The 20,016-nt window shown below is 61.7% G+C and carries 20 protein-coding genes; all 20 read left to right on the forward strand.

Annotated elements, in window-relative coordinates; translation table 11 throughout:
- The first annotated feature begins 50 nt into the window (after window positions 1-50).
- The 20 genes from QGV54_RS12575 to QGV54_RS12670 all read left to right on the forward strand — a co-directional run bounded on the left by QGV54_RS12575 (window position 51) and on the right by QGV54_RS12670 (window position 19,879).
- The gene (locus QGV54_RS12575; protein WP_281016472.1) at window positions 51-1,145 is read left to right on the forward strand and encodes a 7-cyano-7-deazaguanine synthase; all 1,095 of its coding nucleotides are present in this window, start codon (window positions 51-53) and stop codon (window positions 1,143-1,145) included.
- A gap of 3 nt (window positions 1,146-1,148) precedes the next feature.
- Window positions 1,149-2,183 carry a glycosyltransferase family 2 protein gene (locus QGV54_RS12580; protein ID WP_281016471.1) on the forward strand — a complete coding sequence of 345 codons (1,035 nt, stop codon included), beginning with the start codon at window positions 1,149-1,151 and terminating at the stop codon, window positions 2,181-2,183.
- Window positions 2,180-2,950 carry a nucleotidyltransferase family protein gene (locus tag QGV54_RS12585; protein WP_281016470.1) on the forward strand — a complete coding sequence of 257 codons (771 nt, stop codon included), beginning with the start codon at window positions 2,180-2,182 and terminating at the stop codon, window positions 2,948-2,950. Before QGV54_RS12580 ends, QGV54_RS12585 begins: the two co-directional genes overlap by 4 nt.
- A gap of 5 nt (window positions 2,951-2,955) precedes the next feature.
- The gene (locus QGV54_RS12590) at window positions 2,956-3,930 is read left to right on the forward strand and encodes a glycosyltransferase (protein WP_281016469.1); all 975 of its coding nucleotides are present in this window, start codon (window positions 2,956-2,958) and stop codon (window positions 3,928-3,930) included.
- Window positions 3,927-4,568: an imidazole glycerol phosphate synthase subunit HisH gene (hisH, locus tag QGV54_RS12595; protein WP_281016468.1), complete on the forward strand. Its 642-nt coding sequence runs from the start codon at window positions 3,927-3,929 to the stop codon at window positions 4,566-4,568. The genes QGV54_RS12590 and hisH overlap by 4 nt, the downstream gene beginning before the upstream one ends.
- Window positions 4,569-4,581: 13 nt before the next feature.
- On the forward strand, window positions 4,582-5,373 hold the full coding sequence (locus tag QGV54_RS12600; protein WP_281016467.1) for an AglZ/HisF2 family acetamidino modification protein: 792 nt from the start codon (window positions 4,582-4,584) through the stop codon (window positions 5,371-5,373).
- 38 nt (window positions 5,374-5,411) lie between these two features.
- Entirely contained in the window at window positions 5,412-6,443 is a 1,032-nt protein-coding gene (locus QGV54_RS12605) for a Gfo/Idh/MocA family oxidoreductase (protein WP_281016466.1), read from the forward strand.
- Window positions 6,433-6,891 (forward strand): acyltransferase, encoded by a 459-nt coding sequence (locus tag QGV54_RS12610; protein WP_281016465.1) that lies wholly within the window; start codon window positions 6,433-6,435, stop codon window positions 6,889-6,891. Before QGV54_RS12605 ends, QGV54_RS12610 begins: the two co-directional genes overlap by 11 nt.
- 3 nt (window positions 6,892-6,894) lie before the next feature.
- Entirely contained in the window at window positions 6,895-8,004 is a 1,110-nt protein-coding gene (locus QGV54_RS12615) for a DegT/DnrJ/EryC1/StrS family aminotransferase (protein ID WP_281016464.1), read from the forward strand.
- Window positions 8,004-8,906 carry a glycosyltransferase family A protein gene (locus QGV54_RS12620; RefSeq protein WP_281016463.1) on the forward strand — a complete coding sequence of 301 codons (903 nt, stop codon included), beginning with the start codon at window positions 8,004-8,006 and terminating at the stop codon, window positions 8,904-8,906. Before QGV54_RS12615 ends, QGV54_RS12620 begins: the two co-directional genes overlap by 1 nt.
- Window positions 8,903-9,739, forward strand: coding sequence for a class I SAM-dependent methyltransferase (locus QGV54_RS12625; RefSeq protein WP_281019930.1), 837 nt, complete (start codon window positions 8,903-8,905; stop codon window positions 9,737-9,739). Before QGV54_RS12620 ends, QGV54_RS12625 begins: the two co-directional genes overlap by 4 nt.
- A gap of 51 nt (window positions 9,740-9,790) precedes the next feature.
- Window positions 9,791-10,929, forward strand: a protein-coding gene (locus QGV54_RS12630; RefSeq protein ID WP_281015974.1) for an IS3 family transposase whose coding sequence is annotated in 2 segments (ribosomal slippage) — window positions 9,791-10,055 and window positions 10,055-10,929 — 1,140 coding nt in all. Because the reading frame shifts where the segments join, the coding sequence is not laid out codon by codon here.
- Window positions 10,930-11,134: 205 nt separating this feature from the next.
- Window positions 11,135-12,304, forward strand: coding sequence for a glycosyltransferase (locus QGV54_RS12635; protein ID WP_281016461.1), 1,170 nt, complete (start codon window positions 11,135-11,137; stop codon window positions 12,302-12,304).
- Between the two features lies 1 nt (window position 12,305).
- Window positions 12,306-13,484: an N-acetyl sugar amidotransferase gene (locus tag QGV54_RS12640; protein ID WP_281016460.1), complete on the forward strand. Its 1,179-nt coding sequence runs from the start codon at window positions 12,306-12,308 to the stop codon at window positions 13,482-13,484.
- Between the two features lie 23 nt (window positions 13,485-13,507).
- Window positions 13,508-14,668 carry a hypothetical protein gene (locus tag QGV54_RS12645; RefSeq protein WP_281016459.1) on the forward strand — a complete coding sequence of 387 codons (1,161 nt, stop codon included), beginning with the start codon at window positions 13,508-13,510 and terminating at the stop codon, window positions 14,666-14,668.
- Complete coding sequence (locus tag QGV54_RS12650; RefSeq protein ID WP_281016458.1) at window positions 14,665-15,501, forward strand: FkbM family methyltransferase; 837 nt, start codon at window positions 14,665-14,667, stop codon at window positions 15,499-15,501. Before QGV54_RS12645 ends, QGV54_RS12650 begins: the two co-directional genes overlap by 4 nt.
- A complete protein-coding gene (locus QGV54_RS12655) occupies window positions 15,501-16,751 on the forward strand; it encodes a glycosyltransferase (protein WP_281016457.1) in 1,251 nt (416 codons plus the stop codon). The genes QGV54_RS12650 and QGV54_RS12655 overlap by 1 nt, the downstream gene beginning before the upstream one ends.
- Window positions 16,748-18,037 carry a glycosyltransferase gene (locus tag QGV54_RS12660; RefSeq protein ID WP_281016456.1) on the forward strand — a complete coding sequence of 430 codons (1,290 nt, stop codon included), beginning with the start codon at window positions 16,748-16,750 and terminating at the stop codon, window positions 18,035-18,037. Before QGV54_RS12655 ends, QGV54_RS12660 begins: the two co-directional genes overlap by 4 nt.
- Window positions 18,038-18,047: 10 nt before the next feature.
- Entirely contained in the window at window positions 18,048-18,677 is a 630-nt protein-coding gene (locus tag QGV54_RS12665; RefSeq protein ID WP_281019931.1) for a methyltransferase domain-containing protein, read from the forward strand.
- Window positions 18,674-19,879, forward strand: coding sequence for a glycosyltransferase family 4 protein (locus QGV54_RS12670; protein WP_281016454.1), 1,206 nt, complete (start codon window positions 18,674-18,676; stop codon window positions 19,877-19,879). Before QGV54_RS12665 ends, QGV54_RS12670 begins: the two co-directional genes overlap by 4 nt.
- Window positions 19,880-20,016 lie beyond the last annotated feature (137 nt).

Consider the following 20,016-nt stretch of genomic DNA (forward strand, 5'->3'; position numbering starts at 1 on the left):
CAGCTTCATGGTTTGCCAGCCAATGCCGCTGCCAGAGCGGAGAATGTGAAGTGACAGTTCCAGAGCAGAACCATTTCGCCTGTTCGCGCTGCATCCTGACGAAGGCGGACGCTCCAAACCTGACCTTCGACGAAGATGGTGTCTGCGACCAGTGCCGCAGCTTCGATATTGCATATGCCAAGGTGCCGAGAACCTGGGACGAGGCCGAACCGGAGCTCAACCGGACCGTCGAACAGCTGAAGGCGGCGGGAAAGGGAAAGCCCTACGACTGTCTGATCGGGCTCTCCGGCGGGGTGGACAGCACCTATATCGCATACCTGATGAAGCAGCATGGGCTGCGGCCGCTGGCAGTACATTTCGACAATGGCTGGAACACGGAGCTGGCCGTCGAGAACATTGACCGCATCGTCACCAGGCTGAACATCGATCTGGTGACATATGTCATCGATATCGAGGTACTGACCGACCACGCGATCTTCTGGGCACTGTACGACATCGCGATGCGCAACCGCATCAAGTACATCATCAGCGGAGTCAATGTCGCTACCGAGCACATCATGCCGGATGGCTGGAACTACGAGAAGTACGACGCCTACAACATCATGGACATCTATCGAAAGCATGGTGGTGCGAGAAAGCTGAGCAACTACCCGCTCATGGATCGACGGAAGTGGCGGAAGCTGATGCGATCCGGCATCGAGCAGATCCAGATCCTGAACCTGATTCCCTATGACGTGGCCGAAGTACGCGAGACCATCGAGAGGGAACTTGGCTGGCGCCCCTATACCGGCAAGCATCACGAGTCGATCTTCACCCGTTTCTACCAGGGCTATCTGCTGCCCAGGAAATTCGGTGTCGACAAGCGAAAGGCCCATCTGTCCAACCTGGTGTGCAGTGGCCAGATGACCCGTGACGAGGCCTTGCGCGAGTTTCAGCAGGAAATCTATTCGCCTGAAGAACAACGCGAAGATCTGGAATTTGTCTGCAAGAAGCTTCAGATTTCGCAAGAGGAATTCGAAGATTTCATGCGCGCGCCGCCGCGGCGGCATCTGGACTTCGAGAACCACAAGTGGTTCTTCGCACGGTATCCGATCTTCAAGCCCCTGCTGCCGCTGTGGCGCCTGTACAAGCGGCGCACCGCCTGAGCCATGCCCCCCGTCGTCTCCATCCTGACCCCCAGTTTCAACCGCGAGGACCTTGTCGCGGAAACGCTGGACTCCGTGCTGGCACAGACATGGCCCCACTGGGAAATGCTGGTGGTCGACGATGGCTCGACGGACAGGACCAGAGATGTCGTGGCGGAGTATGCCGCGCGGGACAGCAGGATTCGGCTGTTCGATCGCACATGGCAACCCAAGGGTGCATGCACCTGCCGGAACGAAGGCGTTTCGATGTCCACTGGCGATTACGTCATGTTCCTGGATACCGACGACATCATCGAACCCTTCTGCCTGGAGAACCGGGTGAAGGCCATGGAAGGCGATCCGGACCTCGATTTCGCGATCTTTCCCGGGTTGATGTTCGCGCATGTACCGAATGACCTCGGCCTCTGGTGGAACACCGACAAGCCGGAAGATGAACTGACCCGGCAATTCCGCGGCGATGCCATCGCACAGGGGACGGGCGTTCTCTGGCGCAAGGACTCCTTTGTCCGGATCGGCATGTGGGACCTGGAACTGATGCTCTGGCAGGATATCGAGCTGTTCTTCCGCGCCTACATCCAGGGCTACCGCTATCGCAAGTTCTTCGACCTGCCGCCTGACCTGCACAACCGCGTAAATCCGACGAGCCTGAGCCGCGGCAATTTCTTCAGCCCGGAGAAGCAGTTGAGCCGGATCAGGGTAGCGAAACAGGCCGCGTCAATGCTGCGTCAGAACGGTCAGCAGCATCGGCTGAACGAGCTGCGCTACATGGTGGCGGAAATCGTGGCCGGTGCCGCCCGTTCCGGGCAGCCACGCCTCGCTGTCTCATTCCTGCTCTGGGCTTTCAGGGAGGGTGCAGTCAGCACCCTGGAGGCGTTGCGCATCGCTGGTGTCATCTGCCTCTACGGCGGGCGCCTGACGCGGTTCACGCTGTTTCGCCGCTGGGCCGAAGCGCTGCAGACCCCCTTCGTCGGGAATGGAACAATCGGCCAGATCCCGACCACCACTCCAGTCACGAAAATGGCAGGCACACCCTCATGACGAGATCCCTCGCTGCAATCATTCCGGCCGCAGGTCGTGGGTCACGGCTGAAGCCGTTTCCCTGTCCGAAGGAACTCTTCCCGGTCGGCTATCAGGACGTGATGATTGATGGCGTGCTGGAGAAACGGCCGAAGGTGGTCAGCCAGTACCTGCTGGAACACCTGGTCTCGGCCGGCGCGGAGCAGGTGTTCATCGTCCTGGGCGAAGGCAAGTCCGATATCATGCAGTATTACGGCAACGGCACCCGCTTCGGGGCCCATGTCAGCTACCTGTTCCAGGAAGAGCTGCATGGCATGCCCTACGCCATTGATCTGGCCCGCCCCTGGCTCGACGACCATACGGTTCTGTTCGGGATGCCGGACACGATCATTGAACCCGCCGATTGTTTCAGCCAGTTGCTGGCGTTTCATGATCGCCACGAAGCCGATCTGACACTGGCCCTGTTTCCGACCGACAACCCGAGCAAGTTCGGCATGGTCGACATGGATGCGAACCACGACGTCATCTGGACCTACGACAAGCCGGAGACATCGGACCTGCCCTGTACCTGGGGGGCCTGCTGCTGGTCGCCTGCATTCACCGCATTGATCGGCGAGTATCTCGGCAAACTGACGCCTGGCACGCGCGAGGTCGTGCTGGGGGACGTCTTCAATCATGCAATCGAGCGGAAGATGCGGGTCAAGGCCACCTCGTTCGAAGGGGCGAAATACATCGACATCGGCACCACCGCCGAACTCAACCTGGCCCTGCAACAGTTCAATCTCTGAGCAGCATGACCGAACAGCCCACGATATCCGTCGTCATCCCCGTGAAGAACGAGGCCGCCGGAATCGCCGCCTGTCTTGACGGAATCCTGAGCCAGACCGTGCCGGTGAAGGAAATTCTGGTGATCGACTCCGGGTCCACTGACGGAACGCAGGAGATCGTGCAGGGATACGACCTTGCCCGTCTGCTGGAGATCGAGCCAGGCGATTTCAATCACGGCGACACTCGCAATCTGGGCGTTCGTGAGACCAACGGCGAACTCATCCTCTTCACGGTTGGCGACGCGCGCCCCGTGGACGACCGCTGGATCGAGCGGTTGCAGGCCGGCTTCGTCGCCGAAGACGTTGCGGCAGTTGGCGGCATCCAGATCGTCGCCCACGATCCCAGCAACAATCCGCTGGAATGGTACCGGCCTGTTTCCGAACCGGTGCGGTCCGTCCACCGGTTCGGCAGCGCTGCCGAATTCGATGCGGCGGACGGTGCCGCGAAGCAGTCGGCCTGCGTCATCGACGATGTGACGTCGATGTATCGACGCGCGTTCCTGGAGGCTGTCCCCTTCCGCAGGACGGTCTATGGAGAGGACATGCTGATCTGTGTCGATGCCCTGCGCGCGGGTCATGCGCTGGTCAGGGACCCCGCAGCCTGTGTATTCCACTATCATCTTCAGAACTACAGGACGACATTGCAGCGGACTGTCGCTGTCTGTCTCATGCGCCATGACCTTTTCGGTACCACGCCGGGGGTACCGGTATCGCAACCCGCCCGGGAAGCAGTGCGACTGATGCGGGAACCGTCACTCTCGCTGCGTCAGAAAGTGCATTGGTGGCGCAACCAGCGCCAGTGCTTCCGCGGCATGATGGATGGAATCGCATTGTTCGAGAAGGCAAGATCAGAAGGCGCAGCGGCGCTGGCCGCCCTGCATGAGGAATACCTCGGAACACCGCCGATCCCGGTCAAGCGCGGGCAGGCGAACGCCGCATGACCGCAGGAATGATCACAATCGTCGACTATGGCTGCGGAAACCCCGCCTCCATCCGCAACATGCTGAAGAAGCTGGGTATCAAGGCCACGATCACGTCGGAGGCGGAGGATATCCTGACTTCCGACCGGATCATCTTCCCCGGCGTCGGTGCTTTCGACTACGGGGCCGAGAGCATTCAGTCGAAGGGCATCGCAGAGGCGCTGGAACAGCGGGTGATCCGCGACGGCGTTCCGATCCTGGGGATATGTGTCGGCATGCAGCTGTTTGCCCGACGCAGTGACGAGGGCGAACTGCCCGGTCTCGGCTGGATCAATGGCGATGTCCTGGCGTTCGACCGCACCAGACTTGGACCGACCGACCGGGTGCCGCACATGGGCTGGGCCAGCCTGGACGTGAAGCAGCCGGAGAAGGCATTGCACGGCTTCCACGAGGATCCGCGCTTCTACTTCGTGCATTCATTTCACATGACGTGCGATGACCCGGCAGATGTCGCTGCGACGGCCCATCATGGCTATGATTTCTGCGCCGCAGTCGCGCACGACAATCTGATCGGCGTTCAGTTTCACCCGGAGAAGAGCCATCGCTTCGGCATGACGCTGCTGCGCAACTTCGCCGAAGGAAAGACAGGCGCCGAATGAGATCTGATCCCCGATGAAACGTGTGCGCGTCATACCCACCCTGCTGATCGAGCAGGGGCGTCTGGTAAAGACCATCAAGTTCGGCAAGCGGACCTATATCGGTGATCCGGTGAACACGGTGCGCATCTTCAGCGACAAGGAAGTCGACGAACTGATGCTGCTCGACATCGGTGTCGCGAAGGAAGGCAGGGAACCGGATTTCGACCTGCTGCGCGAGATCGCCAGCGAATGTTTCATTCCCTTCGGCTACGGCGGTGGCATCCGCACACTGGAGCAGGCGCGCCGGGCCTTTGATGCCGGGGTCGAGAAGGTCGTGCTGAACACCGCCCTGCACCGTGCGCCGACACTGGCGAGCAAGATCGCCCGCATGTACGGCAGCCAGGCCGTGGTTGCGAGCATTGACGTGAAGAAGGGCCTGCTGGGCGGCCCGAAGGTCATGACCGAATGCGGCTCCAGGCGCGTTTCCGGGGACGTCACGGAGATCGCGCGCAACGCAGTCGATGCCGGGGCGGGCGAGATCCTGCTGACGGCCATGGATCGCGACGGAACCTTCGATGGCTACGACATGGAACTGATCAAGCGGGTCACTGCCGCTGTCGATGTGCCGGTCATTGCCAGCGGCGGTGCACGCGGGATTCCCGATTTCCTGGCCGCGATCAAGGAAGGCGGCGCCTCCGCTGTCGCGGCGGGTGCCCAGTTTGTCTTCAAGGGTCCGCACAGGGCCGTTCTGGTCAACTACCCCAGCCAGGCCGTCCTGCGCGAAGGGCTGTTCAATCACCTTGGTCCCGAAGACATCACTGTCTGACCCCTTTTCATCCTTGAAACACTAGTCTGAAAGAGAACATGCAGCAGGTATCCCCCAACAGCACAGGCTTCGCCATCGTTGGCTGTGGCCGGATCGGTCAGCGTCACGCCGGCCACGCCCCCAAGTTCGGTCGCCTGACCGCCGTCTGCGATATCGTGCCGGAGAAGGCACAGGAGGTTGCGGCCGAGCAGGGGGCCGAAGCCTTCACCGATCTGGACCAGATGCTGAAGGACATGCGCGGCAAGGCGGATGTGATCGCGATCTGCACCCCGAACGGCCTGCATGCGGAGCACACGATCAAGGCGTTCGAGGCGGGGTACCATGTACTCTGCGAGAAGCCGATGGCGCTGACCGTTCACGAGTGCGGGGAGATGATCAAGGCAGGCGAGAAAGCCAACCGTCGTCTCTTCGTCGTCAAGCAGAACCGCTACAACCCGCCTGTGGAACACCTGAAGAAGCTGCTGGACCAGGGATCCCTGGGGCGCATCTACAGCGTGCATCTGAACTGCTTCTGGAACCGCAATGACGCCTACTACGCCGACAGCTGGAAGGGCAGCCTGGCGATGGATGGCGGCACGCTCTACACTCAGTTCAGCCATTTCATCGATCTGCTCTACTGGCTCGCCGGTGACGTGCAGGACGTGGCCAGCTTCATGGACAACTACTGCCATGCGGACTCGGTGGAATTCGAGGACGCCGGGGTCGCGATCCTGCGCTTCTACAGCGGTGCCATCGGCAGCGTCAGCTTCACCATCAACAGCTTCGGGCGGAACATGGAGGGGTCGCTGACGCTGTTCTGCGAGAAGGGCACGATCAAGATCGGGGGCCAGTACCTGAACGAGATCGAATACGAGAACATCGCCGGCATGGACCCGGCGGAGTTGAAGCAGGGCCGCCCCCCCAATGAATACGGGGCCTACCAGGGCTCCATGTCGAACCACGAGGATGTCTACCAGAACATCCAGCAGGTTCTGACTGCCGAAGGCTCCATCGGCACCATCGGCTTCGAGGGGCTGAAGACCGTCGAGATCATCGACAAGATCTACAGGGCGGCCAGGATTGCCTCCTGACCTGAAGAGCGTCGGCATTCGCGACGTCACCTGCGGCACGGGCGTGACGATTGTCGAACCGTCGAACATCTATCGCTGCACGCTGGGCGACGATTGCTTCGTCGGTCCGTTCGTCGAGATCCAGGCCGGAGTGGAGATCGGGGCGCGGACACGGGTGCAGTCGCACGCCTTCATCTGCGAACTGGTGACCATCGGTGAAGACTGCTTCATCTCCCACGGCGCGATGTTCATCAACGACAGCTTTTCCGGCGGCGGGCCGGCGCGCGGGGACCGCACCCGCTGGGGCCACACCCGTATCGGCAACAATGTCTCCATCGGCACCAACGCCACGATCATGCCCGTCAGCATCTGCGACAATGCCGTCGTCGGCGCCGGAGCAGTGGTGACGAAAGACATTACCCAACCCGGCTTCTATGTCGGGAACCCTGCAAGACGTATGGAGCGCTGACTGATGCAGTTCGTAGACCTGAAGGCGTTGCACGACACGCTGCAGCCTGCCCTGAACGACGCGATCACCCGCATCATCGACACGTCCGCGTTCATTCGCGGCAAGGATGTCGACGATTTCGAGCAGAATTTCGCCAGCCTGACCGGCGCGAGGCATTGTGTTTCCTGCGCCAATGGCACGGACGCGCTCTATATCGCGCTCAGGGCCCTGGGGGCCGGACCGGGTGATGAAGTCATCACCACGGCGCACAGCTGGATCGCCACCAGCGAGACCATCACCCAGACCGGGGCGAAGGTCGTGTTCGGCGATACGGAAGACGCCTACTTCTGCCTTGATCCCGCAGAGGTCGAGGCGAAGATCACGCCCCGCACCAGGGGGGTGGTTGTCGTGCACCTCTATGGACAGCCTGCGGCGATCGGCGAGATCAAGGCCATCTGTGACCGCCACGGACTCTGGCTGATCGAGGACAGTGCCCAGGCACATCTGGCCGAAGCGGACGGGCAGCAGGTGGGTCGCTTCGGCGACGTTGCCACCTTCTCCTTCTATCCGGGCAAGAACCTGGGGGCGATGGGCGATGCCGGGTGCCTGATCACCGATCGCGACGACAGCGCGGAATTCGCCACCCTGTTTGCTCGCCATGGTGGCAAGAACAACCACGTCATGGAGGGGATTTGCAGCCGCATGGACGGGCTGCAGGCGGCCGTCCTGAACGTGAAGATGCCCCATCTGCCTGGCTGGAATGATGCCCGCCGCAAGGTTGCGGCCCGCTATGATGCCCTGCTCGACGGGGTCGGGGACCTGATCCTGCCGGCGCAGCGTCCCGGCGTGCGCCATGTCTACCACCTGTATGTGGTCCGCACCGGAGACCGTGACGCGCTCCAGAAACATCTCTCGGCAGCGGGCGTACCGACAGTCATCAACTACCCCCGCGCCCTGCCCTTCTATTCGGCGTACGACCGCCTGGGGCACACACCATCCGATTTCCCCGTGGCACATGCCCATGCGTCGGAGATCCTGTCGCTGCCGATCCATCCGCTTCTGACCGAAGAGGAGCAGGATCAGGTGGTCGCTGCCATCAGGGACTACTTCACGAAGACAGGCGATCAGGACTGATGAGCCAGGAGAACGGCACGACGAAACCTGCCCCGACGGTCAGTGTGCTGATGACAGCCTACAACCGGGCCGACTTCATCGCCGACGCGATGGGCAGTGTTCTGGCCTCCGACTTTATCGACTTCGAACTGATCGTGGTCGATGACGGGTCGAGTGACAGGACGGTCGAGATCGCACGGAAGCTGGAAGCCACCGACAGCCGTGTACGGGTCTATCAGAACGAGAAGAACCTGGGCGACTATCCGAACCGCAAGCACGCCGCCAGTCTCGCAGAAGGAAAGTACCTGAAGTACGTCGATTCCGACGACATGATCTATCCGTGGGGTCTGGGTGTCTTCGTGCGGTGCATGGAGCAATTCCCGGAGGCCGGTTTCGGCCTGTCAGCCCATTCCGCGCCCGATCGCCCGCATCCGATGATCTTCTCCCCCGCTGAAGCCTACAGGGAAGAGTTCCACGGGCGCGAACTGTTCGGGCGAGCGCCCGGATCCGGCATCATTCGCCGCGACGCCTACGAGGCCGTCGGCGGCTTCAGCGGCATGCGCCAGTTGGGTGACATGGAATTCTGGCTGAAGATCGGGGCCCGCTACCCGGTGGTGACCCTGCCGCCTGCCCTGGTCTGGGACCGGGTGCATGGCGGGCAGGAGAAGAACGCCGACTCCGATACCGAAAAGGCCGCGATGCGAGCAGGTGTGGTGATCGCCGCGCTCGAATCGCCGGATTGCCCGCTGGACATGGCGGAAAAGCAGGCAGCCCTGGAAGCCTACCGCAGCAAGCTCCACAGACCACTCTGGCGCGAACTGCTGCACCCTGACCGCATTGGCAACGCGCTTGCCTACCGCCGTACCGTGCTCGCGCGCCTGCAGCGTGCAACGCGGCAGTCTGCCGGAAAGTTCCAGAAATGAATGACCAAGAGCCGTCTGACGACGGAGAGAAGTCAGCCTTCAAGGCTGGAGACTACTGGGAGAGCAGGCTCTCGCAGCATTACACCCTGCAGGGGGTCGGCGATATCGGCCTGCCGCTCAGCTACAACAACTGGCTGTATCGTGTGCGTGCCAGCGCCTTTCGGCATGTACTGAAACATTTGCAGGGCAATCCCGGGGACTGGTCCATTATGGATGTCGGTTCGGGGACCGGCTTCTATATCGAGCAGTGGACACAGCGCCGCCCGCGCATGCTTGCGGGCGCCGACATCACCGCGACGGCCGTCCGGAATCTTTCAGGCCGTTTTCCGAACGCCGTGTTCATGCAGATCGACATAGGCAGTGACCTGCCGGAAACGTTGCAACCGGGTTCGCTGGACGTGATCACCGCCTATGATGTGCTGTTTCACATCGTGGAGAAGGAACCCTACGCAAGGGCGATGCGGAACTTTTCGGATCTGATCCGGCCCGGTGGCTATCTGATCTTCTCGGACAACCTGGTCGATGACGGTCGCAATCACGACACGCATCAGATCTCGCGAACAGAGGGCGATGTCCGTGATCTGCTGCGCCGGAATGGTTTCTCTATCGAGAAGGTCGTGCCCATGTTCGTCTTCATGAACGACCCGGTTCGCAGCCGCAGTCGGATCATGCGGGCCCTGTTCAACCGGATCTATCGGCTGGCCGCCCGCAGTGAAACCTGGGGCCAAGTCGTCGGAGCTGCACTCTATCCAATAGAAGTTGCGGCACTGCGATTGCTGTCGCGCGGTCCCTCGACAGAGAGGTGGCCCGACAAATCTGGACAGTTGAGTTAGGTGGATTTTCTGCTCCCAATCCGGCAGCGTTGCCGGGACGAAGGAGCGAAGATGACAAGACGACCCAGGCGGAACCACAGCCCTGCCTTCAAAGCGAAAGTCGCATTGGCGGCGCTGAAGGGCGACAGGACGATGAGCGAGCTGGCGACGCAGTTCGACCTGCATCCCAATCAGATCAAGCAGTGGAAGGATCAGCTGCTTGAGGGCGTAACGGGTGTCTTCGATGACACGCCAAAGGCCGCGAAAGAGCCGCAGATCGACGTAAAGTCCCTGCACGCGAAGATTGGCCAGCTGGCGCTGGAAAACGATTTTTTAGAGGGCGCGCTCGACAAGGCCGGTCTGTTGCCGAGCGCAAGGAAATGACGGGCCCGGACCACAGGCTGAGCCTGACACGGCAAGCCCGGCTTCTCGGGATCAGCCGGGGCAGCCTGTATTACGCGCCGCGCCCGACCAGTGCGGCGGACCTCAAGCTTATGCGCAGAATTGACGAGTTGCACATGGACTACCCGTTCGCGGGCAGCCGTATGATGAAAGGGTTGCTGCGGCAGGAAGGCTTCACGGCCGGGCGGCTGCACGTGGCAACCTGCATGAAAACGATGGGCATTGAGGCGCTCTATCGCAGACCGAACACCAGCAAGCCTGCGCCCGGTCACAGGATCTATCCCTACCTGCTGCGCAAGCTGGCCGTGACGCAGCCCAATCAGGTCTGGGCCATGGATATTACCTACATTCCCATGGCCCGAGGGTTCGTCTATCTGGTCGCCGTTCTGGACTGGTTCAGCCGCAAGGTTCTGGCCTGGCGGCTGTCGGTGACGCTGGAAACAGCGCCGTGTCTGGAGGCCTTGAATGATGCCCTGCGCAGATATGGCAAGCCGGAGATCATGAACTCGGACCAAGGATCACAGTTCACGTCCATTGACTTCATCAAGGCGCTGAAGGACGCCGACATCCAGATCAGCATGGATGGCAAGGGCGCTTGGCGCGATAACGTGTTTGTCGAACGGCTCTGGCGCAGCGTCAAATACGAGGAGGTCTATCTGCACGCCTATGAAAGCGTGTCAGCCGCCCGACAGGGCATCGACCGATACCTGGCCTTCTACAACACAAGGAGACCGCATTCATCGCTGGAAGGGCAAACGCCCGATCAGGCATATCACATCAAGTTGCAACCAATCCCGGTGGCGGCATAACCAAGCGGAAAATCCACCTAAGAAACGGCTCGAAACTGTTCAAACGAACCGAACCACCTCTCAGAGATCTTCATCTGTCGGCGCGATAGCTGAGCATTCTCACCCGATGCCACTTCATGTCCTCATCCTGCCAACCGAGGAGTTCCTGCCGGCTCATGCACCACTGGCAGGAATATTTCAGGGACATCAACTGGAAGCGCTGCGGATGACCGGCAACGAGCGGTTCGGCGTTCTCTCCGTTCGCCTGCGCCATTCCGTGCCCATGTACATCCGCAGCATCCTGCGCCGCCTCGCCCTGCGTCCGGCCGATCCCGCACTGCCGGGCACACGCCTTTCGACCCTGTGCCGGGAATTGACCCGGCGGTGGTTCGAGCCGCGGTCCACAGTGACCGTCGCGGAATGGCAAGGCACACCGGTCGTGAGGGTGGAGGGGCTTTACGGCACGCCGCCGTCCCGCAGGTACGACCCGATCTGGTGGCAGCGGACAGGCTGGGCAGGCTATCGCGAATATTGTGCACGCTACGGTCGCCCCGACCTGATCCATGCCCACAACACCATCTCAGCCGGTCTGCTGGCGCACCGGATCTCCCGACGGGACGGCATTCCCTATGTGCTGACCGAGCACAGCAGTGCCTACCAGCTTGATGAGGTCCCGGCTTCCCTGTTTCCCGCGGTTCGCGCCGCCATCGCGGGGGCGCGGGCCTTCCTGCCGGTCAGCAAGGCCTTGCTGCAGTCCATGGTCACCCGTATCGGCCAGCCGGACACCGAAGTCACCGTTCTCGGCAATGTGCTGCCACGTGCCTTCATGGCTGTTCCGCCGAGAGACAGAGCAGGCAGTCCCTTCACGTTTCTCACCGTTGGCAGTCTGCTGCCGGTCAAGAACCAGACCCTGCTGCTGTCCGCGTTCGCGCAGGTTCTCAGTACCCGCCCCGACTGCCGCCTGGTCCTGGTTGGTGACGGGCCGCTTCGCCAGTCACTGGAGCAACAGTCCGCCGAGGCCGGGCTGGGTGATCGGGTCGAATTCGCGGGACTGTTGGAACCGGAACAGGTTCGCGCGCAGATGCAGCAGGCTGACGCCTTCGTCTTTCCCAGCCAGTTCGAGACCTTCGGCGTTGCGCTGATCGAGGCCCTGGCCTGCGGCCTGCCGGTGATTGCCATGGCATCGGGCGGCCCGGAAGAAATCGTCACGCCCGCGAACGGGCGGCTGGTCGCGCCGGCCGACGCGGCCGGTCTGGTCGCGGCAATGGTGGAGGTCGCCTCGGCGTCCGGAAGCTTCGATGCCGAGGCCATTCAGGCCAGCGCACGGACAACCTGGGGACCACAGGAATTTGGTCAGAAGCTTCGTGCCGTCTACGCCAAAGCATGTGGGGCCTGAAATGAGCAGGACAGAAGAGCCGGACCTGAACCAGATCCAGAACCATCGCCAGTGCAGCGTCGGTGTACTGGATACGGGCGACGATCCGGACATGCGCTTCGATGACGAAGGGCGCAGCCACTACTACCACGACTACATGCGCGCCGCTGCCGAGCTGGTTCACGAGGGACCAGAGGGCGAGGCCATGCTGCAGGCACTGGCCGAGCAGATCCGTGCGGACGGCAAGGGCAAGCCCTACGACTGCATCATGGGTCTGAGCGGTGGCGTCGACAGCACCTATGTGGCACTGCAGGCGCGCCGTCTGGGACTGCGCCCCCTCGCCGTTCATCTCGACAATGGCTGGAACGCGGAGCTTGCGGTCCAGAACATCGAACAGATCGTCAGCCGCCTGGACATCGACCTGCACACCCATGTCATTGACTGGAACGAGTTCCGGGACCTGCAGCGCGCCCACATCAAGGCATCCGTGATCGACATCGAAGTCGTTTCGGACCACGCGATATTTGCTTTGCTGAACCAGTTGGCATCGAAGTATGGCATCCGCCATGTCCTCAGCGGCACCAATGTGGTGACCGAATTCGTCATGCCGCCGCACTGGATCTATGCCAAGACCGATCACGTGAACATACAGGCGATCCACGCTGCCTATGGCGAGGTACCGCTGAAGACCTACCCCTTCATGTCCTTGAAACAGAAGAAGTGGGACATGATGTTCCGGGGACTGAAATCCCACTCCATCCTGAACCTGATGCCTTACGACAAGGCTGCGGTGAAACAGCGGATCATCGAGGAACTGGGCTGGCGGGACTATGGCGGCAAGCACCACGAGTCGATATTCACCCGCTTCTACCAAGGCTACATCCTGCCGGTGAAGTTCGGTGTCGACAAGCGCAAGGCCCATCTGACGAACCTGATCTATGCCGGACAGATCACCAAGGAAGAGGCGCTGGCCGAACTGTCCGCGCCCCCCTACGATCCGGATCAGATGGAGGAGGACCGCCAGTTCGTCTCCAAGAAGCTGGGGTTCACCCTGGCGGAGTTCGATGAACTCATGCGGGCGCCGCCGCGGCCCCACAGCGACTTTGCGGTCGAGCGTTCCGTCTACGAGATGTACCCCGCGTTGCGCCCGCTGCGTGGTGCCTTCAACCTGATCAAGCCCCGTGCCGGGAAGCGTACCTGAGTGTCGGGATCGCGTGTCCCCGAATGACCGGAACAGACGTTCGGTGGCTTACGGACAGGCAGATCCTGCTGATCTCACCGCAGGTCTGGGACCACATACCGATTTCCAAGCATCACTATGCAGAGGCGCTGGGACTTTCGAACAGGGTCTTCTTTCTCGATCCTCCGGACTGGACCATGCGTCCGGGCGCAGTGCGCCGCACGGCAACGGAACGGCAGGGCGTGGAGCGCATCATCTGGCGACCCTGCCTGCCGAGGGCACTGCGGTTTCATGCGCCCGGGCTCTATCGGATATGGATCGGACGGGAGGTCCGTCGGCTGGTCCGGACGCTGCGGGCCAGCCCGGATCTGGTCTGGTGCTTCGATTTCAATACCTACCCCGACCTTCGTGCATTCGGTGCGCCGCGCGCGATCTTCCATCCGGTGGACCCCATCAGCGATCCTCGGCAGGCCCGGATCGGTCGTACCGCCGACCTCGTGCTCAGCGTGTCGGAACGCATTCTGGAGAGTGTGACGGCACACGCGCCGTCCCCCGTCAGCGCCGTGATCAGTCATGGCACCGGACCGGAGTTCGAGGCACTGGCGCGCGCGGAGGTGAGTACACAACAGATGGATGGCAGCATTCACTGCGGTTACTTCGGAAACCTCGACCGCCCCACCATCAACGTGGATCTGCTGAGGGCAGTGGCGCGGCAGCATCCGGATATCACCTTCCATTACTGGGGCCCCTTCAGCGAGGGTTCCCCCCTGGCGGCGGCATTGGCGGATTGCGGGAACTGCCTGTTTCACGGCGCGCTGCCGAAGGCGGAACTGGCGAAGGCGGCGGCGGACATGGATTGCCTGTTGCTGAGCTATCAGGATCATGAAACCGAGTCGGACCGTTCGAATTCGCACAAGTTCCTGGAGTATTTCGCGACGGGGAAGGTGGTTGTCAGCAGCCGCATGTCGATCTATGCCGACGACCCGGAACTGGTCCGCATGTCCGGTGCGGTCGATGACAGTGACTTCTGTGATGTCTTCAGCGAGACGGTGAACACCCTGGGCACCCACAACGCGCCGGAACGCCAGATGCGCCGCAAGGCACTGGCACTGCAGAATACCTACCCCCGCAACATTGCACGGATCGACAGCATTCTCTGCCAGATCGAGACGACCACCGGCCGCAGCAAGGAAACGAGATCATGAGCCTGAAACGATTGATCGCCCGCAGTGTCGATGTGCTGCCCTGGGGTGTGCGCAACAGCATCAAGTCACTGCCACTGGTGGCACCGCTGCAGCGCTGGCTGGTCAACTCGGCGATGAAGGATGCCGAGTTCGTGCACCGCATCACCGCCGGTCCCGCGAAGGGGCTGTCCATGCGGATCAGACTGCCGGAGGACAAGCTGTACTGGACCGGCACCTGGGAGCAGGATGTGACAACCGCCCTCGCGGCAGAGGTCGCGCCGGGGATGGTCTGCTACGACATCGGCAGTCACAGGGGTTTCATGGCCGGTGTCATGGCCGCGAATAGTGCGGGCGAGGTGATCTGCTTCGAACCCAATCCGCAGAATGCGGCAACGATCGATGACCTGATCGCGCTGAACCCGCAGATGAAACTGTCCCTGCAGACTCTTGCCGTCGGCGCAGACGATACAACCGCCACGTTCGAGATCATGCCCGAGACAAGCATGGGCAAGCTTTCGAGTTCCAGCTTTCAGCACGGCACCGACGGGCAGCAGCGTATCGAGGTTCAGGTCGCGCGTCTGGATACCCTGGTCGACAGTCAGGTCGTTGCACCGCCAGACCTGCTGAAGATCGACATCGAGGGTGCGGAGCTGGATGCCCTGCAGGGTGCGACCGCCACCATCGAGAAGTTCAGACCGACCCTGCTGATCGAGGTCCACTCCCACGATCTGCTGACCGGTTGCCGCCAATGGCTGGCGGAGCGGAACTACCGGATGCACGTCGTGCAACAGGATCTGGACACCATCACCGCTGCCAACTTCCATGTCTGCCACCTGGTCGCCAAGCCTTCCTGATGGCGCATCGCTATGTGATCGTCTCCGGTTTCCAGGTGATCAACAATCCGCGCGTGGTCAAGGAAGCCGACGCCATCGCGGAACTGGGTCACGAGGTCATCGTGCTGGCTGCCATACATCGGGCGCAGGACCTGCCGCGCATCAACGCGATGGTACGGGAGCGGAAATGGCAACATGTGCCCGTGGTGGACCTGACCCGCACGGGGCTGATGAATCGGCTGCGTGGCACCGGGCTGCGGGCGATGGCGCGACTGATGCGGGAGGCCGGGCAACGCTTCGGCTACGAACACCCGATGCAACTGGGGTATGAAGCAGGTTCGCTGCTGCGCACCGCGCGTCGGCTGAACGCTGACCTCTACAGTCTGCATCTGGAAAAGGCACTCTGGGTCGGCACCAAACTGATCCATGATGGCCGCGCCGTGCGGATCGACATGGAGGACTGGTACACCTGTGATGGTCTTCCGGTCGATCAGGCCAAGCGGCCACTGGCGATGATGCGTCGGGCCGAGTCGTTCCTGCTCAACAATGCCGTCCATGCAACAACGACGTCCCATGCTCTGGCAGATGCCCTGGTGCAGGCCTATGGCTGCCCGAAGCCGGACGTGATCCACAACAGTTTTCCGTCCGGGGAACGTCTGACGACGGACGGCAGGATCGTGGACCGTACAGATACCGCCATTCCGTCAATCACCTGGTTCTCGCAGACGATAGGTCCAGGGCGCGGACTCGAGATCCTGATGAAGGCGATCATGCTGATCGATGCACCGTTCGAACTGCATCTGCGCGGAACCCCTCGCCCCGGCTTCGTGCAGGAACTCATGGCCCCGCTCTCACCGGAAGTCCGTGGTCGTGTCCATGTCCATGCCCAGGTCCCGCAGGAAGAACTGCTGTCGCGGCTGAGCGAGCACGATATCGGCTATTGCGGGGAACGTTCGGACAAGCCCAACAGCGATCTGACCATCGCAAACAAGGTCTTCGAGTACATGCGCGCCGGCCTCGCCATCGTGGCCAGTGACACTGCCGGACAGAAGGAAGTCGCCGCGACGGCGCCCGAAGCGGTCCGCATCTTTCCGCAGGACGATGCGCAGGCCCTTGCCAATGCCCTGCGCCCGCTGATCGAGGATGCCGAGACCCGAAAAGGCGCGGCGGCCGCGGCCGTGGCGGCCCTGGATCAGCATTTCTCCTGGGAACTGTCGAAGGCACGGCTGCAGGATCAGGTGAATGGCTTTCTGGGAGCAGCAGACACTTGAAACGGGTTCTCTGCATCTCGCCGCACTTTCCGCCGGTGAATGCCGCCGACATGCACCGGCTGCGGCAATCCCTGCCGTGGATGCGCGCGAACGGCTGGGAACCGATTGTCTTTGCCGTCGATCCCGCTGACTGCGAGACGGCCTCCGACCCCCTGTTGCTTCAGACCATTCCCGACGACATCGAGGTCCATCACGTGCGGGCCTTCTCGCCCCGCCTGACGCGCAAGGTGGGGCTGGGCAATCTCGGCTTTCGCTGCTGGCTGCAGTTGCGGCGCGCCGTGGATGCCTATCTGGCCCGCCATCCGGTGGACCTGATCTTCTTCACGACAACGGTCTTCACGGCCATCGCCCACGGTCCGCACTGGAAGCGGAAATTCGGTGTTCCCTTCGTCGTCGATCTGCAGGATCCGTGGCGCAACGACTATTATCTCTCGCTGCCGCGCGAGAAACGCCCGCGCAAGTTTGCCTTCGACTACTGGCAGAAGTCGAAACTGGAAGCCCGCACGATGCCGGAGGCTGCCGGCGTGCTGGCCGTGTCGGAACCCTACATCCGCACGGTTCAGGACCGCTATCCCGTACTGCGCGACAGGCCGGAACTGACCCTGCCCTTCGCGGCGGCGGTCGGCGACATGGACATCGCACGTACCCTTCCCGAGACCGAGAGATCAGCGGACCCGTCACAGGTTGTCGTGCGCTACGTCGGCCGGGGCGGACCGGACATGGCGCGGGCGCTTGCAATCCTGTTCCGTGCCATGCGGCTGGGGCTTGAACGCGAACGCGAGACCTTTGACAGGCTGCGGTTCGAATTCTACGGCACCAGCTACGCCCGTGCGGGCCACGGCATGCGAACGATCCTGCCGGTTGCAGAACGGGAGGGGGTCGCAGACCAGGTCAGCGAGATACCGGACCGTCTCCCCTATTTCGTGTCGCTGCGCCATCTTCTGGACGCGGATGCCCTGCTGGTGATCGGCTCCGATGACGCCGCCTATACAGCGTCCAAGGTCTATCCCTACGTGCTTGCCGGCCGGCCACTGCTCTCGATCTTTCACGAATCCAGCGGGGCTGCGAAATTCGTCCGCAAGACAGGTGCCGGCTCTGTCGTGACATTCGGCCCGGGACAGACCGACGACCTGGCAGTGCAGGAGACCTGTTCCGCCCTTGCCGCATTCGTCCGCATGCCGCAAGTTCCCGAAATGGACAGGACGGCATTCGCCGCTTTCACCGCTGAAGCCATGACGGCAAGAATGACCGCGTTCTTCGAAGAAGCCGTTGCGTCCCGACCTTGATGGAATGCCTATGACCGAGAAATTCGTACAGTATGGCTGTGGCCAGGGTGGACCGGCCACCTGGGTGAACTACGACGCATCGCCCACCCTTCGTTTCGAGCGCATTCCGCTGATCGGACGCCTCTACACCCGCAACAGCCAGCGTTTCGCCGACACCGTCCGCTATGGCGACATCGTGGCAGGGCTGCCTGAACCGGATGCCAGCGCGGACGCTGTCTATTGTTCGCATGTGCTGGAACATCTGGCACTTGAAGACCTGCGTATCGCGCTTGGCAATACCATTCGATTGCTGAAGCCTGGTGGCATGTTCCGGCTGGTTGTTCCCGACATGGAGTTCGAGGCCAGACGGTATCTGGACAACCCCGATGCCGATGCCGTGAGCCAGTTCATGGACGCGACCTATCTGGGATCGCGTCGCAGGGCCCGCACCTTGAGACAGAAGCTGACCAGCCAGTTTGGCAACAGCAGCTATCTGTGGATGTGGGACTACAAGGGTCTCGCGCAGGAGCTGAAGCATGCGGGTTTCGAAGATATCCGTCGCGCTAGCCACGGCGACGCCTCGATGGCCGCCTTTGCAGACGTCGAAGATCCCGGGCGCTGGGCGAACAGTCTGGGCATCGAGTGCAGGAAACCGCGTTGAACAAGAAGGTATCGAACGTGCGGCTGGCGATACTTTCCAGCCATCCGATCCAGTACAACGCCCCTCTTTTTCGTGAACTCGCGAACCAGGACGGCCTGACACTACGTGTCTTCTATTGCTGGGAAGGTACGGCGAATTCCTTCGATCACGAATTCAATCGGCCTGTGACACTCGATATTCCGCTGCTGGAAGGCTATGACTGGGAAATGGTGCCCAATGTCGCGAAGGATCCCGGCACGCACCATTTCGGCGGCCTGCACAACCCCGAAATGAACTCCAGGATTGCCCGGTTTGATCCGGATTGCCTGCTTGTGTTCGGCTGGGCCTGGCGGACGAACCTGAGCGCGCTCAGGCACTTCCATGGCCGCATTCCCGTTCTCTTCCGCGGCGATTCGACATTGCGGTCGACGCATCACGCCCGTTGGAAATCATGGTTGCGCCGGACGTTACTGACCTGGGTCTACAGACACGTTGATCTCGCACTCTCGCCCGGGCAGGAAAATCGCAAGTACCTGAAGGCGATGGGTTTCCCCGAAGACCGCATACGCCACATGCCCCATGCGATCGACATACATCGCTTCTCCGCGGACGATCCTGAATCATCGCGGCGCGCGCATGAGATGCGCTCCAATCTGGGCATTTCGCCGGAAGCGCTCGTGTTTCTCTTCGCCGGGAAGTTCGTCCAGCGCAAACAGGTGCATGTCCTGCTCGCAGCTTTCAGGGAACTTCGTACCGAACTCCCCTCCTCGGACATGCACCTGGTGCTGGTCGGGGACGGACCTGACGAGCCGATGCTTCGAAGGCAGTCAGAGGAGACGCCCTCGGTACATTTTTGCGGTTTCAGGAACCAGAGCGAGATGCCGGCAACATACCGGATGGCCGATGTATATGTGCTGCCCTCGGTTCGCGACACCTGGGGCCTGGGGCTGAACGAGGCATTGGCAGCAGGCTGCGTCGCGATCGCCAGCGATCATGTCGGCGCCGCACCCGATCTGCTGGAGGCCAGGCAATATGGCCGGATCTTCGAGTGCGGCAACTCCGCTGCACTTTGCGCAGCGATGCGCGAGTTTGTGGATCTGCGATCAGACTTGCCCATGCTTGCGCGTCAGGCGGTCGAGGACAGTCCGGGTTGGTCAATCGAGTCCGCGGCAGAGGCCGTTGCGGCGGTGATACGTGAAGCCACGGAATCCCCGCTCCGTTGATTGGCCACACCGACTATTGGCACTCGACAGCGTGAATGTTCTCACAGTCCTGCGCATCCATGCCCTGGTCACACAGGGATTGAAGACAAAATGACTTGCGTTGATTTCCAAGCACTGGCAAGCCACTACGACATGTG

This window comes from Minwuia sp. IMCC3060 (assembly GCF_029909435.1).
GTDB lineage: Bacteria > Pseudomonadota > Alphaproteobacteria > Minwuiales > Minwuiaceae > Minwuia.